The following is an 18,200-nucleotide window of genomic DNA, read 5'->3' as shown; positions in this document are numbered from 1 at the left end:
CCATGTCAATTTGGAAAACTAAACCACTGTCAGTACTGCTAAATGAGGCATCAGAATCTGAAAAAGGTTTAAAAAGGACTTTGTCCTCACGTTCATTAGTAGCGCTAGGAGTTGGAGCAATTATTGGAGCAGGATTATTTTCATTAACAGGAATTGCTGCTGCAGAACATGCAGGGCCAGCAGTAACACTTTCATTTATTTTAGCCGCTGTAGGATGTGCATTTGCAGGACTTTGCTATGCTGAGTTTGCGTCTATGATACCTGTGGCCGGGAGCGCTTATACGTATTCTTATGCCACTATGGGAGAATTCATGGCTTGGATCATAGGTTGGGATTTAGTGCTTGAATATGCTCTGGGAGCCGCTACAGTAGGTGTAAGTTGGTCTAGATATCTACTCGAACTATTAAATAAATATGGTGTTCATCTGCCACATGATTTAATATGCTCGCCCTGGGAAACATTAAAACTGAGCGACGGAACTATTATTGAAGGAGGTATAATTAACCTTCCTGCGATTTTTATTGTTTCTATGTTATCGCTACTACTAATTAGAGGAACAAAAGAATCTGCCTCTATAAACAACATTTTAGTTGTTGTAAAAGTAATTGTAGTTATCATGTTTATTGTTTTAGGATGGAGTTTTATAGACACTGCAAACTACACCCCATATATTCCAGAAAACACAGGTGTTTTTGGAGAGTTTGGATGGTCAGGAATTGCTGCAGGAGCAGGAACCGTTTTCTTCGCTTTTATTGGTTTTGATGCCGTTTCTACCGCAGCACAAGAAGCAAAGAATCCACAGAAAGGAATGCCTATTGGTATTTTAGGATCTCTTGTTATTTGTACTATCCTATATGTATTGTTTGCACATGTTATGACTGGACTTGTTCCTTATAATGAATTTGCAGGAGATGCTAAACCAGCAGCTACTGCATTTGCCAGAACCGGATATACGTTTTTACAAACTGGTTTAATTGTTGCTATTTTAGCGGGCTACACTTCAGTGATGTTAGTCATGTTAATGGGACAGAGTCGTGTTTTCTACACAATGAGCAAAGATGGCTTACTGCCTTCTTTCTTCAGTGATATTCATGCGAAATTTAGAACCCCTTGGAAAACAAACCTTTTCTTTATGGTATTTGTTAGTCTTTTTGCAGGATTTGTTCCCGTGAGTGATTTAGGTCACATGGTAAGTATCGGAACATTATTAGCCTTTGTGTTAGTATGTATTGGAGTTCTAGTAATGCGCAAAAGAATGCCTGACGCGCCAAGATCATTTAAAACACCATTCGTTCCTTATGTCCCTATTGCTGGAATATTAATTTGTTTAGCTTTAATGTATTCCTTACCAAACGAAAGCTGGGCTAGACTTGTAATCTGGATGGCTTTAGGAGTTATCATCTACTTTGTATATGGAAAGAAAAACAGTAAATTAAACAATCCAGACAAATAGTTTACATCATTACTAAAAAAGGGATTATGAAGTACTTAAAATACTTTATAATCCCTTTTTTTATTTTAAAGACTTTTATAAATCAAAAACAGAAGTACGTTTTGCACGAACCAAATCCTTAAGCCGCATCCAAAAAGCGAGTGTCAAATAAACAGCAAACCATAATCCCGCGGTAACAAAAGATAAATATATAAAAAAAAGCCGTACACTACTTGCCCGCATCCCTAAGGTATCCGCCAGACGAGAAGATACATGAAAACCGTGTTTCTCAAAAAAAAATTTAAGTCTAATTACTGCTGACATTCTGTAAGTTAAGAATTAGAAACAAAATTACAAAATTATCGGATTGATTCATTTACTAATTACATTTAATAATTTTTTAATAATTCCATCCCAACGGCACATTCTAAACACTTACTTTTATCACAATATTGATTTTTGAGTTGCAATAAAGTCTGTGAATCAAAAGCACTTTTTGATAAAATTCCGAAAGAATTAAATTTATCAATAACCCCATTTTTTTCAGATGAAACTTCATTCAATAACCGAATTAAATCCTCCGAAATTTCTTTACCCTGGCTTTTTGCAAAAGCAAACTGAAGCGGAATTATAGTATTTACAACAATTAAATCAACAAATGCTTTAGATAGTTTTTTGTTTTTCTCTGGACTTTTTTTATCAAATTGGTAATGGTTAAACCAATATTCTGAAGCAGTAACTTCAAACAAATCATAACTGCTTTTTAAAGAATTTAGAACACTTATCTTAGAAAATAAATTTTGCTCATTATGGAATAAATTAGCCAATTGAGAGAGTCGTATCGTTGGAAAATTATCAGGCCGATGTTTGAAAAATTGAACAGGCGCTATATAACTTCTTTCCAATTGATATTTATGCGCTAAATAAAAATACCTGAATTTCAATTCTTTGAAATAATTATCTTCCTTTTCAAAATCCAATAAACCGGCAGTCCCAAAAAGCAATGCTTCGAGATTATCGACCTCAAAACATTCTTTTCTGATGATCGAAAAAGGGATTTTTTTTGCAATTTTTAAAAAAATTTCACCATTTGTATTCAAACCAAAATTTTTAGCCAAAAGGCAAAACAAGACCGCTTCCCAATCTTGATTGGTTTGTTCTAACAAATCAAATATCGGTTTTGATTTTCTTTCCAAACGCTCAAAAAACAAGCGTTCCTGCCAGTTTTTGAATACAAATTCATCAATTTCTTTAATTTGTTTTTCGCAAAAAATCCATGATTTTGGAGCTACTAAGGATGCATAGTTCTCTATAGTACTTTTTTCAACATAATTTTTAAGTTCCAAAACTGGAATTTCACTGTTGTTTTTTCTAAAAATCTCTACATCATGTTCCCAAACCACATGTAAAATAACATTTTCATATCCTGCATCCTGTTCGTGATGATGCACATACCAGTCCGACGATTTAAGATGAATTTCGACATTTCCTGCCCATTTTTGAGTACCAATAGTAATTTGAGCATTAAAAAAATCAGGACCTGCCACTTCAAGATATTGTCCAACATTTATAATTGTGATTTCCTCATTGTTAAACGTTTTTAAATTCAAGGCATCAAACTTCTTGAACTTCCAGAGGTAATGGAGGAAATCTTCTTTCATAATTAAGACATTAGACTGAATACTAAAGTAGTAAAAAAGAAACAAAAATTATCAAAATTAAAAAATGAAATACAGATTTCACAAATTCATAAAAAATCACTTCCGTTAATTAGTAAAGTTTATGTTTGCTTTATCTTCTTAAATACAATTTGGCGCAAGCCCTAGCATCTGACAAAGCTTCATGATGATTCAAGGCAATATTCATTTCTCGGCAACAATCACTCAATTTTGTGGGTTTTAACCCTTTGGCTTTGTAAATTTTTACAGTACATTCCCATCTAGGAGCTATATTCAAATCAGCATAATTTAAATTATATAACGCCATGGATTTAGCTAAAACGTTTCTATCAAAACTTTCATTGTGCGCCACTATTACTCTGTTCTGAAGACGCTTTTGAATTTCAGGATAAACTTGAGCAAATGATTTGGCGTTCATCGTATCGCGTGGGTGTATGCCATGTACTTGAATTGTAAAAGGAGAATACAAATTATTTGGTGGCTTAATTAAACTAACAAACTCATCTACAATTACTCCATTTTCTACGGTAACTATCCCTACTGCGCAGGGATGAAAAGCGATTGCAGTTTCAAAATCTATAGCAGTGAATGTCAATTTGATTTAAAATTTAAGGTTAACAATTTGCAAAAATACTATCATTTATAAATGTTCAAAGCATTCTACAACTTTCTTTTCATTTCTTCCTACAAACTCACTGGTTCTGGAATTTTCACGTTTCTGTTGATGAAGAATACGTGCAGATTACGCAACAAATATATAATCTAAAAAACCTGCAGCGTTAAAACATTGCAGGAATACAGTTTGGAAATAAATTTAGACTAGACTTATTTTATCGAACCAATGATATCATATTTAGTAATAATATGATGATTGCCATTTTCTAATTCAATCAGAACGGCTTCATTTTCTTTTGTAAACAATCGAGAAACCTCTTCAATTGAAGTTCCAAATTTGACTATTGGAAATGGTTTTCCCATAACTTCTTTTATAGGTTTATCAGCAACATCTTTGTCAGCAACATAACTTTGAAACAAATCGCTTTCATCAACAGATCCTACAAATCCAGTAACGTCTATAACGGGAATTTGAGAAATCTTATATTTACGCATTCTTTCAATAGCGTGCGAAACTAATTCTTCGGTACGCACCACAATTAATGGTTTATCAATATGATCTTTGATGACATCTTCGGCTTTAGTAATTACTTCTTCCAGAAAACCACGTTCACGCATCCAATCGTCATTGAACATTTTACCCACATAGCGGCTTCCCGAATCATGAAAAAGAACCACAACAACATCTTCGGGTTTAAAATGTTCTTTAAGCTGTAACAATCCTTTTATTGCGGCTCCAGCTGAATTACCTACAAAAATCCCTTCTTCAAGAGCGATTTTGCGAGTATATACTGCAGCATCTTTATCCGTTACTTTTGTAAAACCATCAATTAAAGAAAAGTCGACATTCTTTGGTAAGATGTCTTCTCCAATACCCTCAGTGATGTAAGAATAGATTTCATTTTCGTCAAAAATTCCTGTTTCATGGTATTTTTTAAACACAGACCCATACGTATCAATTCCCCAAATTTTAATATTTGGATTCCTCTCCTTCAAGTATTTTCCAACACCTGAAATAGTGCCTCCAGTACCAACACCCACAACAAAATGAGTAATTTTACCACCCGTTTGTTCCCAAATTTCAGGTCCGGTTTGCTCATAATGCGCTATAGTATTAGAAGGATTATCGTATTGATTTACATACCAGGAATTGGGTGTTTCTTCGGCTAATCGTTTGGAAACGGAATAATAAGACCGAGGATCTGTAGGCTCCACATCAGTAGGACAAACTACTACTTTAGCTCCTACTGCTCGAAGGATATCCATCTTCTCTTTGGACTGTTTGTCTGAAATCACACAAATCAGTTTATATCCTTTTATAATAGCTACTAATGCCAATCCCATACCTGTATTACCTGAAGTGCCTTCAATTATAGTACCGCCTGGTTTCAAGTTTCCATTTGCCTCAGCGTCTTCAATCATTTTTACGGCCATTCTGTCTTTTACGGAATTCCCAGGATTGAATGTCTCTACTTTGGCTAGTACTAAAGCATCCACTTCAGAAGTTACTCTATTCAGTTTAACTAACGGAGTGTTACCTATTGTCCCTAATATATTTTCTGCGTAGCGCATTATAGTATGAATTTAAGATTGTAGTTTGTTGTAAATATCTCTACAAAGATAGTATTTTGTTATAAATATTTCTTGTTATCTACATTTTACGTTCTGCATAATAACCGCATACAATACTTGCTTTATTTAAACAGATAAAGATATGGTGCTGGTACGATATAACACCCTAGAAATCTATTTCAAAGTTGTAATTATAAAGAAAAAATTAATTGAAGAAGTTCCAAATTAAACCAAATCGAATGGTAAAATCACGCGATGGGTTATTGGGAGAGGCATAAAAATTATTCCCCGTAAGAGAAGAGTTAAAATGTTCTGCTTTGAAATATATTCGCGTTCGTTGAATTTTTGCATTTATGAAAAAATCAAGATTTGGATGATTCCCAATTTGTTTGTCGTTTTGTACAAAAAATTCACCGATAATAGGATTATACTCATTGGCATAATAGCTGGAAAAATAATTTAGTGAGATGCCTGTTTGCAGAAACAGCGCTTTTCTAAACAAATAATTAGAGTAATAAAACGTATTACGCGTTACAATTTCAGGAACGTTCAGAATCGCGTCCTGTTGCGCTGTTTTTTGATATAAAATAGTATTATCTAAAGCAAATTTTCCGAACTTCAACTCTCTGCTAACTTTAACAGACAAATAATTTATGGTACCATCATATTGTGCGGGCGTAACAATTTGCGTTTGAGCAAGTGTTTGAGCTGAATTTGAAGTATTATTAAAATATAAATGATCCTTTAAAACTGAAAATTGTAATTCAGCATCAACCCATGGCGAGATGGCATTGGCCTTAAATGTATTTATTTTTTCGTTTTTGAAATCATTAGACCAATTGTATTGCACATAACTACTTTGGTGTAAATTATAATTATTATTTGGTAGTTTATTTATATTTTGATATTGAAATACCAATTGAACTTCATCATTCAGGTCATATTGTAACTTCGCATCTAAATTAGATAGAGACTGTGTTGTAACCGATCTGGAATACAAAAATTTTCCGTTCCATTTATTGAGTCGGTACTCATATTGCCCACCTACACTGTTAATTTGTTGACTGAATGCGCTTGGTATGCGTCGATCATCAAAAATAAGTATCTGATTATAGTAATAATTAGATCTGAAATCATCTACAAAAAATTGAAAATTCCCTAAAGTAGTATTCTCATATAATACTCCAACTCTATTATACATTTTATTGTAACGGGTTTGATCATTAATACCACTGCTAAGGAATGAATCCCCAAAACGAAATACTGTTTCACTACCCACAATTGACGGAACAGTGACCTGATTGTATTCAAAAAATTTATTTTCATAATTAAATTGGTGTGTCAAGTATAAATTATTAGTCCCTTTTTTAGGATTGATCCTAAAATTATGATCCAAAAAAACTCTTTTCCCTTTTAGAAATGACTTCGCATCATTAAAATAAACTTCAAATCTTTGACGGTTGTTATAGTTTGGGTCTTCACTTTCAAAATCCCCAATGGTTGTTATTCCACCATTTTCTTCATTTAAAATATCTTGGAAAGTGAAATGTGCTTTGGCAAAATATCGTTTATTTTTGGTATTGTAACTAGTGGTAAATCTGAAATTTCCCGTACTAGACAATTGATTAATATACTCCCCCTCAGAACGTAAACCTTTGTATGCAATAGAAAAATTAAGATTTTTAGACGTGTTTAAGGTAATAAAGGCATCCACAGATTGTCCTTTTCTTACGGTAGTTTTAAAATACAATTCAGTTACGGGAGTTGCAACGGAGTAATATCGTATTTGATTCGCTTCTAAAAAATTAAAATGCTTTGCTTTAAAACCGAATTCCGGAAACGGTGAAAAATCACTTAGGCTATATTGTAAAGTATTATAAGTTTGTCCATCATTAGCAAAAGGTAAAAGCCCAAAAATATCTTTTCGTAAATAATTGTGACTGTATTCTTTTTGAATGGTAAGCGAGGTGTCAATATAAGTGGTGTCCTTATCGATTGTAATCACTTTATAGAGATCAATGGTTGCGATTTTTTCTTTTTTCTTTTTAATAGAATCAGTCCTGTTATATTTACTATCCTGACTCAAATTTACACTCTCTTTTTCTTGAGAAAAAAGTAGCAAAGGCAATACTAAACTATAAAACAAAAAAAATATTCTCATTTGAAAGTAATCTAATTAGTCAATTTGAAAAAAATTAATCAAGCAAAGGTATATTATAAATACCTATAAATAAAAAAACATCCAACGGAAGTGTATTTTTTTAAAGACGAAAGTAGTAGTTATTTATTTACAGGCTTAAAGTGATATCAATCTAATCTCCCCTTTTAAATTTATATAATATAAGAGACTAATAAACATAAAAAAACCGGCACATAATGCCGGTTTAACTATTAAAAAATATTCTTATTAATATCCAGGATTTTGTTGAATACTTGGATTAGCATTTAATTCAACTTGAGGAATTGGTAATGCAAATTTAGGACTCGTTAAAGGTAAATTAGATGGATTCCCAGCTGGATAGTTCGATGAACTTGAACTATAATCCGCAGGATCTCTATTTATACCAGCACCAGCTAAAGTTCCTATTCTTTTTAAATCAATAAAACGATATCCTTCAAAAGCGAATTCTAACCTTCTTTGATCTAAAATAGATTTCCATGCAGCAGTTGCATTAGCAAACACTGGCAAAGCTTGTGGAGTTGAATACCTTTTATCTAAAATAGACTTTATCGCTAAAGCCGCTCCAGTTAAATCACCTGCAGCCACTCTTGCTTCGGCCTTGATAAAATACATTTCAGATAATCTTACAATCTTGAAATCACTATTTAGGTTACCCACTGTAGCAGAACCAGGATGTTTTGCTAAAACTAACCTGTCCGTATTTCTGTAATCTGTAGAAGTTGCATAATTAGGATCTGGTTTTGACGTTGGGTGAACTATCGTGGATGTTCTTATGTCTGATGGATTTGCTTTTAAAGCATTGTACAAAGACCTTCCAATTTCATAAAATGGAGAACCATCAACGGTTGGATTTACGGACGCATAACCGTTCCCAAGATTAGTACCTTGTGTAGATTGTTGTAACGTTCTTTTCAACCTAAAAATAACTTCCACAGTAGCCGGTTCAGAATCCGTATGGAAAATACTATTATAATTAGTAGCATCAGCCAAAACAAGACCTGATGTATTGATAACATCATTTGCCCAAATTTCAGCATTGGTATAATCACCTTTGTAAGCAAATGCTCTAGATTTTAATGCTTTTACTAAATTTTTACCTGCATACAATTTAGCAGTAGCTCCCGTGTAAGGAGAAGAACCATTATTAAATAATACTAAAGCAGCATCTAAATCACTGTGTATTGAAGCGTAGAATACTCCGTTAGTAGATCTTTGCATAGGCAATTCAGCTGAAGTTAATACTTTAGTAAGTAATACCGCGGCTAAAGCATCATTGCTTTTTAGATCTGGAGAAAAGTAAGAAAGCAACTTCATATGAGACAACGCTCTAACTGTCAAAGCTTCTGCTTTAAGTCTATTCAGATTTACTATTTCACTTGCAACAGTTGTAGTTGCCAGTAACTGATCAGCAAATACAATTACACGATTTGCTCTTGAAAGAGTTAAATAAGATGCAGTCCAGATATTCGAGGGTGATGCTGAGCTTACATTCAAAAAGAAAACGTAGTCTTCAGTAATTCCCTGACCTCCATTGGCAAATCCAATCCCAACTTCATCTGTGAAAACAGAGCTAAAAATGATATCCTCTCTATTGGTTAATAAGCCATAAGTAGAATTCATTAATCTTTGTAAATCTGTAGAACTAGTAATCGCAACATCTTCAGTTAACGATCCCGGTGTAAACGGCTCTAATAAATCATTATTGCATGATGCAAAAAGTGCCCCTGCTAATATTGATAAAATAAATATTTTTTTCATTTTCATAAGATTTTATAAATTAAAATTTCAAATCTACCCCAAAAGTAAATTGTCTAGCAGTTGGGTATTGGTATTGATCAGCGGCTCTTGAACTTTCAGGATCAAAACCTTGCCATTTAGTAATGTTAAATAAGTTTTCGCCTTGTAAAGTGAAAGAAACATCCGTTAAAAATGTTTGAGCTAAAAAAGTTTTCGGCACTCTATATCCTATTTGAGCATTTCTAAGTCTTACATAAGAAGCGTCTTTTATGAATCGATCTGAGAGATTTTGGGCTCCAAGATTACCTGCTCTTAATGAAGGAACATTAGTAGCCGTATTAGTTGTAGTCCATGCATTTAACAAATCATCCGTCACATTAAATGTACCTATATTACCTGGGCTATACAAGCCTGATAAATCAAAATCATAACGCACAACATCTTGAGCAAATGTAAATGTTGAAGAAACAAAGAATCCTTTATAGTCTAGATCAAAACCAAATCCACCTTGGTATTTTGGAAGATTGTTTTTTCCTAATGGTTTTCTATCAGCTGCTACCGGAGCTTCCGTCGGATTACCGTTAATATCTTCAAATAATAAATTACCATTCACCGGATTTACTCCTATATAATGATACACATAAGGCTCTCTAATACTACCACCATTCTTAGTAATAAAATTTCCTGTAATAATTGATCCATTATTAGCTGTAATTCCACCAACTTCATTATCATTAACAGATCCGTTAGCACGAACAGTAAACGTAAAATTATTGTTTCTTACAACATCATATCCTATACTCAACTCAAATCCTTTATTAATAATAAATGCATTTGAATTTTTAGTAAGAGAAGTTGCTCCAGTAGCAGGCACTAATGGCTCACTAATAAATAAATCAACCGTTTTTTTATTGTAATGATCAAAAGACCCTCTAATTCTTCCTCTTAACAATTCAAAATCAACACCTACATTGTATTGTTTTGTAGTTTCCCATTTCAAAGCAGGAAAACCTAGTGTAAGTCCGTATCCAGTTCCGTTATTGTAAGCATTATTTGTTCCAGGGTAAATATCTGCAAATGCCGGAGGATTTATTCCTGCAAAAATAGTACCATCAACAATTCTTTGGTTCCCAGAAGTACCTATCGATCCTCTAAGTTTCAAAACATTAATAAAATCTAAGGATTGCATGAAATTTTCTTCGTCAATATTCCATCTACCACCTAAAGACCAGAAATTATTAAATTGGTTTTCCTCAATAAACCTACTGCTTCCATCAATTCTATAAGAAGCAACAAGTCCATACTTATTGTTGAAATCATAATCAAATGTGGTGAAGTATGAAATCAAATCATTTCTCAATTGAGAAGCTGAAATTTGAGGCACATAGAAATCATTTGCTGAAGTATCCCCTATATAACCAGCACCTGTATTTGGCACAAAAAGTTTTGGATCCAGACCTCTTTGTCTGATATTATTAGTCGTCAGTCTAGAGTGATTGTACTCAGAAGCTGCAGCAACGCTAAACGTATGTTTACCAAACGTTTTATTATAATCCAACATAAACAAGTTGTTGAATAAAAATTCTCTTCTCTCATTGATATCTTCAAAACCACCAAAAACTTGACCAGGAGCTAAAAATAACAAAGCGTTAAATGATCCAGGAAACTCTGCTTGATGAAATCTATTTTGCAGTAACTGTCCTGAAGTACGTACTCTACCTGTTAGCCCGTCAACAAACTCATAAGAAAGTTCGGTCGCAAGATCAATTCTAGTTTCTTGAGTACTGTTTTGATACGTTTTCAATTTATCCACTAACATTAGTGGCGTATATAATAACGTTCCACTCGATTGGTATAAACTAAATAATTGTGAAGAATTCTGATATTGATTAGGTGAAACATAAGGCGCACCTAAATAGGCCCCTGTAATGTAATTTCTATTAATTGCTCCTTCACCTAAATTTGTCGCTTCGTTATTTCTTGAATGTCCGAAAGCTGAATTTACTGAGAATTTGAATTTTCCGTTGTCAGATTTTCCATTCAAATTATTTCTAACGGTAAATCTTTTAAGTCCTGTAGATTCTAAAACCCCTTCTTGATCAAAAAAACTGGCAGAGGTAAATGAGTTTATGCTTTTACCATTATTCTCTATACTGAAATTATGGTTCGTAGACGTTCCTTGGTTAAAGAAATAATCTACCCAATTTGTATTGATATTGTACGCATCAATTTGAGCATCAGTTAAAGTAGATCCAAGACCAGCTCCAAAATTCTTTTCAATTTTTAATAATTGTTTTGAATTGGCATAAGAATACCTTGGAGTTTGTAAATCATTAATACCAAATTGTGAAGAATACCTAAAAGTTGTTTTTGGCTCACTATAACTTCCTTTTCTTGTTGTAATTACAATTACTCCATTAGAACCTCTAGAACCGTATTGAGAAATCGCAGCTGCGTCTTTCAAAACATCTAAACTTGCAATGTCATTCGGGTTAATTGATCTAAAGTTATCACTGTTTGAAGGGAAACCATCAATTACATACAATGGATCCGTGTTACCATTTATAGTACCAGCCCCTCTAATAACAACCGAAGATTTAGCTCCAGGTTGCCCTGTACTAGCTGTAATGTTAACACCCGCTAATTGTCCTTGAATAGTGTTTAAAACATTCGCATTTGGACGATTTTCTATTGTTGCACTATTAACTGTAGCTACAGCAGTAACGGCCGTTTTCTTTGTAACCGTTCTGTACCCTTGAACAACAACCGCTTCCAGAGTGTTTGCACCACCAGTCATAATAACATTAATAGAATTAGATACCCCTACCGTTTTAGATATATTGTCCATACCTATAAAAGAGAATACTAAAACCTCACCCACATTTACTTTGATAGAATATTTTCCGTCTAAATCAGTTTGTGTTCCTCTAGTAGTTCCTTGAACAACAACATTAGCTCCCGGTAAGGATCCTGTTGCATCAGATACTACACCTGTAACAGTTTTTTCTTGTGCGAACACAAATTGCATTGACATAGCCAGTAGCAATGAAAAAATCCATTTGAATTTTGATCTCATATTAAATTTGTTTTGAATTAGTTATTTCACAAAAATCATAATAATTTCTTAAAGAAACAACTATTTATGAAATTTAACACATTATATTTTTTTTACCATTCCTGATAAAAAATTGAACATGCAAACATAATTATTACATTATGTTTAACTATAAATAGAAAGTTATGCTTAAAGTAATGTTTTTACCAAAAAAAATTTAAATGAAAAACTAATTCTTTTAACAGCAAATTTAGAATATGAAATTAAGTGAAATTTATTTGAGTCATAATACTTCAAAACTAATTGTATAGATATAAATATTTTTTTTTATAATTTAACTGTGATTACAATCATTAAATATCTATTTTTAATTTCATTAAATTAATCCCAATGGAATAATCCCAAATAAGGTTTTTTACGTATCCCCTTTATTATAAGAACATTAAATCTCTGATTATTGTTTTCCAAAGATCAAACTAAAATTTACACAAAATCTTAAAGTCAAATTAGTATTTATTTCTACCGACTTATACTATGAAATACACTGATAAAACAATGCTTTTATTTAGATAATAATTTAAAAATTTTAAAATTAACAAACTATTTTAATGATTAGTAAATGAGTAAGGAATCTAAATCAAAACATTCTGAGTCTTGACAAATAACCTAATTAACCAATTGGAAACAAATTTTAATGCAATGGTAAATTTTAAAAATCTGTAAATAAAAAAATTAAAGTTCATTACGAAAAATAAAAAACCTGATTACAAAATGCAATCGGGAAATTAGTAAAATAGTTTAAACTATTTAAGAATTATAAATCTTATTGCCTACCTAAGTTTTGAATCAAATTATTATTAGTTTTTAATTCTAATTGTGGTAAAGTCCCTTAAAAACTTAAAGCCCATCGACTCCTGAACTTTGAAGAAAAGATAAAACAACGAAAACAACTTTATCATATAGTAGAACAACTTTTACGGAAAAAGAATCCCAACGTTTCATGCTAAAGCAGAAACGAACAATAGCATCAAAAGGTAGTTTAAAGTCACAGAAAAAATTTAAAAAAAGTGGTCTAAAAAGACTCATTTTTCTTATTTTCCAAAATCAACTCTTTTAGAATTGAATGGTATTTAAAATACATTAGAAAAATAAAAATTATCAAAAAAAAAGGCTGTTTCAAATTTAATTTGATACAGCCTTTTTTAATTATTGTTGTTTACTTTTTTTTAAATTCTACATGTATTTTTGGAACTAAAAAAATGCTACACTTTCTATGATCTGGTATCCCAAAAAACTTTCACATTCATACCTGCTTTTTGCTTAACGTTTTCAGGATTTAAATCAATCTCTGATTGAGGATAAAAAAGTGATCTTGGAAAATATGGCACAATTGCATTTGACGGTAAAGTTAAAACAGGATACCCTGTTCTACGAAAATCAGACCATGGTTCTATCGCTACACCATAATTAGCGATAAATTTTTCGTTTATTATTTGCTCAAGTTTTTGAGCATCAGTTCCCGTTAATACACCATTTGTTGCTAAATAAGTAGTAATGTCCGCTACTGCAACACCAGCACTTAGCATTGAAGCCCGAATACCTTCTTGAAAAAATGTTTGAGCATTACCAGGAGAACTGAACCTTAGTGATGCCTCAGCTCTAATAAAATTATATTCAGCAAAGGTCAACATTCTAATAGGCGCCGCTCCAGTATACACTGAACCAGTAAGTGATCCTCTTAAATAAGTGTGGAATTTAGAATAGTTACCTGGTCCTGCCGGAGCTCCAGCAACAGCACCAACATACAAACCAGAACCTGCGGGCAATTGAGTAAAATAAAATTGTCTTCTAGGGTCTGTTTTAGAATTCATCATATTAACCAATTTTGCATTAACCACTAAATTACCAAGTCTTGTAGTTTCAAACTGGTCAATTGGGTTTCTAGCATTAGCAGCATCAACGAAATTCATCTGAAAATTATCTGAATTACTTGCTAAAAAAGAAGCAGAAGAATTTACTAATGCATCAATATTAGATTTAGCAAAACCTGGATTTTTTTCACTGTAATGTAAAAATATTCTTAGTTTTAATGTGTTAGCAAATCTTATCCAGTTGGTTTTAGTAGTTGAAAATGTCCCGGGATATATTGTACTATTAGTACCTGGCGAAATTGCCGAAGTTGGCGCATTTACCTCAGCTATACCTTGATCTAATAAAGTAATTAAATCAGCATAAATACTTTCATCCGTATCATACTTAGGCTTAACATTTGCAGCTAACTTTTGAGTATCTGAATAAGGAATACTCCCCCAAGTATCTACAGCAATTTGATAAGTATATGCCTTTAAAATTTTCGCAACACCTGAGTAGTGCGGGCTATTAGAAGCAGTTGCGTCAACTATTATATTCTCTGCATCATTTAAGATAGTAGCATAAATACTAGACCATACATTGTTTAAATCCGAACCAACAATCTGAAACTGTTCGAAAAATTGAGTCTGGGTAGTTGCACCAACTGTTTGTCCTGAATACTGCTGCATTATCAAAGAAGAATATCGGTTTAAATCGCTACCAGCTAAAAAACCAACATTAACGGTCAATGAAGTTAACTGCTGATTAATTGGAGCAGCTACTACACTGCTTGGATCCTCATTAATATCACCAAATTCACAGCCAGTCACTACGAAAGCAACTAAGAATAGAACAGCTACTATTTTATTTTTTATGTTTTTCATATTTAAAATTATTATTAAAGTACTACTTTAAGATTAAATCCAATTGTTCTTGTATTTGGTAAAGAGTTAAACTCCAAACCTTGCGCATTACTTACTCCTAAAGCATTTTGTTCTGGGTCAAAATGTGGATAATTAGGCGCATGCAAGAATAAATTTCTTCCAAATACTCCAACCTCAAATTGTTTAATTCCGGTATTCGCTAATAAACTAGAGCCTAATTTATATGAAAAAGACATCTCTCTAACTCTAAACCAAGAGGTGTCATATATAAACCCTTCAGCAGCAATATACTTCCCACTATTACCATAATAAGACTGAGCATTTACCTGTATGGTGTTCGGCTGCCCTGCATTTGCGCCTGAGGCATAAACACCATTATAAAGATATGGTGTGCTAGCAGTAACATTATCAGCTGCAAATCTAGGGAATTCAGCTGTCTCTTCGGCCACACCATTTCTTTGTACATCTGCTATATTTCTCGAATACTGATCTCCTCCTTCACGAATGTCTAATAAAACGTATAAACTAAAGTTTTTATAAGTAAAAGTATTGGTAATACCCATTGTAAAATCAGGGTTTGGATTTCCAATTTTCTCTACGCTTGTAGTTTGCAATGGCAAACCGGTTGTAGGACTAATTAACATTTGCCCATCAGCATTACGTTGATATTTAGAACCATAAAGTTGACCATATTCATCTCCTGCAACTAAGCGAATATTAGGAGTTGTAAAACCACCTAAAAATATGTTAGTTACACCTGGAGCCAATTCATCAACCATTGATACATACTGAGTATAATTTGCTCCCAAATCCCATGAAAAATTTTGAGTTTTGATTGGTGTTCCAGATAATGCAATTTCAAGCCCTTTTGTAGAAAGCTTTCCTGCATTCTTCAAAACATTTGTAACTCCTGATCCTGCTGATACCGGTACACTTAAAATTACATTACGAGTTTTACGTTCGTAATAGGTAGCATCAATATTTAATCGATTATTAAAAAATGCCATTTCAGTTCCAAAAGCAATCTCTTTAGTAAACTCTGGTGTAAGATCTGCATTACCCGCTGTATTAGAAAGAGAAAAACCTGCATTCCCATTAAAAGGGAAAACAATTTGTGGACCAAAACCATCAGAAGCATTAGCTTGAGCAAAGTAAGTATTCGTTGCATAAGCAGGAGCACCTTTTCCTACTTCACCTGCACTGGCTCTAAACTTTATTAAATTGATTTTATCGCCAAACTTAATTGCAGGAAATGCTTCTGTCAATACAAAACTTCCTGACACTGCCGAATAGAAAATAGAATTGTTCTCTGGAGCTAACGTAGAGGACCAGTCATTTCTAGCCTTAACGTTTACGGACAAGAAATTTTTATACTCTAGAACAACATCTGCAAAAACTCCAAACAATTTTGTATTTACAATAGAGGAAGCAGGAGCATACGTCACAGCATTAGATAAATTGGCAAATCCAGGAATCACTAAATTTAGACCTGTAACCTGAGAAGCAAAGCTGTAGTTATTATTAAACTCATTTCCAAGTGATCCAGACAAAGTGAAACTATTGAACTTTTTAGAGGCATTCAATGTAAAATATTGGTTCAAATTATGAACGTTTGTAGCGCCCTCAATTAAACCACCAATATTAGTTGAACCTTGTACAAAACCAGCACCTCTGTTTCCAATCTCGTCAAAACCAACACTATTCAAATTATAGAAATCTGTACCGATTTTAAAGTCAGCACTCAACCATGAAGCAAAATCGTATTTAGCGTTAAAATTAGCCAATATTCTATTTACTTTATCATTGTACCTATTGTTTTTAATAGTCCAATAAGGATTGTCCTCACCACCAGCATACAACTGCTGACCTTGTGCGTTTTCAAATGGCAAACCACTTAAATTATACGATCTTGGAGTAAAATATCCTCTAAACAATGGGTTAGACAAGTTGTTTCCTTGTAAAGTTCTTTGTGAAGTTGTATTGGTGTAAGTAATATTAGCTCCTACGTTCAACTTTTCAGACATTTGAGTATTTCCTGAAAAAGTTAGATTAGTTCGAGATAAATTGTTATTATCAATAACATATGTTTCTTTTGTATTTCCAATAGCAAGTCTAAAACTAGACTTTTCAGAACCCCCAGTAAAACTTAAGTTATTTTGAGCGTTATAAGAAGTTTTAAAAAAATCTTTAACGTTATTTTTATAAGCTTGCAATACTTCAGGTTGACCATATGAGTTTGTAATTGTTTGACCCATAATCTTAGGCCCCCATGAAGACGCGACCATAAGACCTGCGGAATTTGATCTATTAGGCACTAAAGCAGAACCAATTTGAGCAGTTGTTAACGTACCGTTTAAACCTTGCGCATATTCATTTTGATAATCTGGTAAACGATTCACATTTCCTATATTAAAACTTGAGTCGAAAGTAATTGATGATTTCTCTCCTTTTCTACCTTTTTTAGTAGTAATTACAATAACACCTGATGCACCTCTAGATCCATAAAGAACTGTTGAAGCAGCATCTTTTAAAACAACTACACTTTCGATGTCTTCAGGATTAATATCGATACCACGATTTGATGGCGATGCACCTCTTTGCAATGCAGCACCTCCACCACTGTTATCAATAGGCACCCCATCCACAACAAACAACGGTTGGTTACTTCCAGTAAAAGTTGTAAGCCCTCTTATTATTATACTAGAACCTGTAAAAGCTCCTCCTGATCCGGTTACGCGTACACCAGCAACCTTACCTACAAGTTGATTGGTTACGTTAGTAGCTTTTGCGGCAGTAAGTTCTTTTGCTTGAATCTTTGGTGTAGAATAACCCAGAGATTTTTTATCTCTTTTTATTCCAAATGATGTCACTACTACTTCTTCTAAAGTATTATCAGCCTCTACTAACCTTATGTTAATTGTTGAAGAGCCTGTAATTTTTATAGTAGCCTCTTTCATTCCAATAAATGAAAAAACCAAAATTTGTCCAGCAGTTGCCTTTATAGAATAAGCACCGTCGAAATTAGTTTGTACTCCTGTCTTAGTGCCCTTAATTAAAACATTTACACCAGGAAGAGGTCCAGATGTATCAGAAACTACACCACTAATCGTTTTTTCTTGTGCAAACACAAACTGCATTGACAAAGCCAATAGCAACGAAAAAATCCATTTAAATTTTGATCTCATATTAATT

The 18,200-nt window shown here is 33.0% G+C and carries 10 protein-coding genes; 1 reads left to right on the top strand and 9 read right to left on the bottom strand.

Going from position 1 to position 18,200, the window contains the following annotated elements:
- Window positions 1-2 precede the first annotated feature (2 nt).
- Window positions 3-1,454 (top strand): amino acid permease, encoded by a 1,452-nt coding sequence (locus AC0608_RS10055; protein ID WP_417960983.1) that lies wholly within the window; start codon window positions 3-5, stop codon window positions 1,452-1,454.
- Between the two features lie 75 nt (window positions 1,455-1,529).
- Here AC0608_RS10055 and AC0608_RS10050 read toward each other — a convergent pair whose 3' ends face one another.
- The 9 genes from AC0608_RS10050 to AC0608_RS10010 all read right to left on the bottom strand — a co-directional run bounded on the left by AC0608_RS10050 (window position 1,530) and on the right by AC0608_RS10010 (window position 18,193).
- A complete protein-coding gene (locus tag AC0608_RS10050; protein ID WP_417960985.1) occupies window positions 1,530-1,757 on the bottom strand; it encodes a PspC domain-containing protein in 228 nt (75 codons plus the stop codon).
- Window positions 1,758-1,822: 65 nt separating this feature from the next.
- A complete protein-coding gene (locus AC0608_RS10045; protein WP_478288979.1) occupies window positions 1,823-3,094 on the bottom strand; it encodes a DUF2851 family protein in 1,272 nt (423 codons plus the stop codon).
- Window positions 3,095-3,224: 130 nt separating this feature from the next.
- Window positions 3,225-3,707 (bottom strand): 3'-5' exonuclease, encoded by a 483-nt coding sequence (locus AC0608_RS10040; protein ID WP_478288978.1) that lies wholly within the window; start codon window positions 3,705-3,707, stop codon window positions 3,225-3,227.
- 230 nt (window positions 3,708-3,937) lie between these two features.
- A complete protein-coding gene (locus AC0608_RS10035) occupies window positions 3,938-5,299 on the bottom strand; it encodes a pyridoxal-phosphate dependent enzyme (protein WP_478288977.1) in 1,362 nt (453 codons plus the stop codon).
- Between the two features lie 205 nt (window positions 5,300-5,504).
- Window positions 5,505-7,460 (bottom strand): putative porin, encoded by a 1,956-nt coding sequence (locus tag AC0608_RS10030; protein ID WP_478288976.1) that lies wholly within the window; start codon window positions 7,458-7,460, stop codon window positions 5,505-5,507.
- Window positions 7,461-7,706: 246 nt separating this feature from the next.
- On the bottom strand, window positions 7,707-9,239 hold the full coding sequence (locus tag AC0608_RS10025) for a RagB/SusD family nutrient uptake outer membrane protein (RefSeq protein ID WP_478288975.1): 1,533 nt from the start codon (window positions 9,237-9,239) through the stop codon (window positions 7,707-7,709).
- Between the two features lie 19 nt (window positions 9,240-9,258).
- Window positions 9,259-12,294, bottom strand: coding sequence for a SusC/RagA family TonB-linked outer membrane protein (locus AC0608_RS10020; RefSeq protein ID WP_478288974.1), 3,036 nt, complete (start codon window positions 12,292-12,294; stop codon window positions 9,259-9,261).
- 1,250 nt (window positions 12,295-13,544) lie between these two features.
- Window positions 13,545-15,008, bottom strand: a complete 1,464-nt coding sequence (locus tag AC0608_RS10015) for a SusD/RagB family nutrient-binding outer membrane lipoprotein (protein WP_478288973.1) — start codon at window positions 15,006-15,008, stop codon at window positions 13,545-13,547.
- Between the two features lie 14 nt (window positions 15,009-15,022).
- Window positions 15,023-18,193: a SusC/RagA family TonB-linked outer membrane protein gene (locus AC0608_RS10010; protein WP_478288972.1), complete on the bottom strand. Its 3,171-nt coding sequence runs from the start codon at window positions 18,191-18,193 to the stop codon at window positions 15,023-15,025.
- Window positions 18,194-18,200: the final 7 nt, after the last annotated feature.

It is taken from the genome of Flavobacterium sp. GNP008, from assembly GCF_056428965.1.
This window is presented reverse-complemented; position numbering and strand designations above follow the sequence as displayed.

What these genes read in the sequence shown, in the direction of transcription:
- AC0608_RS10055 (WP_417960983.1), top strand. Translation starts at nt 3, where the DNA reads ATGTCAATTTGGAAAACTAAACCACTGTCAGTACTGCTAAATGAGGCA.
- AC0608_RS10050 (WP_417960985.1), bottom strand. Translation starts at nt 1,757, where the DNA reads ATGTCAGCAGTAATTAGACTTAAATTTTTTTTTGAGAAACACGGTTTT.
- AC0608_RS10045 (WP_478288979.1), bottom strand. Translation starts at nt 3,094, where the DNA reads ATGAAAGAAGATTTCCTCCATTACCTCTGGAAGTTCAAGAAGTTTGAT.
- AC0608_RS10035 (WP_478288977.1), bottom strand. Translation starts at nt 5,299, where the DNA reads ATGCGCTACGCAGAAAATATATTAGGGACAATAGGTAACACTCCGTTA.
- AC0608_RS10030 (WP_478288976.1), bottom strand. Translation starts at nt 7,460, where the DNA reads ATGAGAATATTTTTTTTGTTTTATAGTTTAGTATTGCCTTTGCTACTT.
- AC0608_RS10025 (WP_478288975.1), bottom strand. Translation starts at nt 9,239, where the DNA reads ATGAAAAAAATATTTATTTTATCAATATTAGCAGGGGCACTTTTTGCA.
- AC0608_RS10020 (WP_478288974.1), bottom strand. Translation starts at nt 12,294, where the DNA reads ATGAGATCAAAATTCAAATGGATTTTTTCATTGCTACTGGCTATGTCA.
- AC0608_RS10015 (WP_478288973.1), bottom strand. Translation starts at nt 15,008, where the DNA reads ATGAAAAACATAAAAAATAAAATAGTAGCTGTTCTATTCTTAGTTGCT.
- AC0608_RS10010 (WP_478288972.1), bottom strand. Translation starts at nt 18,193, where the DNA reads ATGAGATCAAAATTTAAATGGATTTTTTCGTTGCTATTGGCTTTGTCA.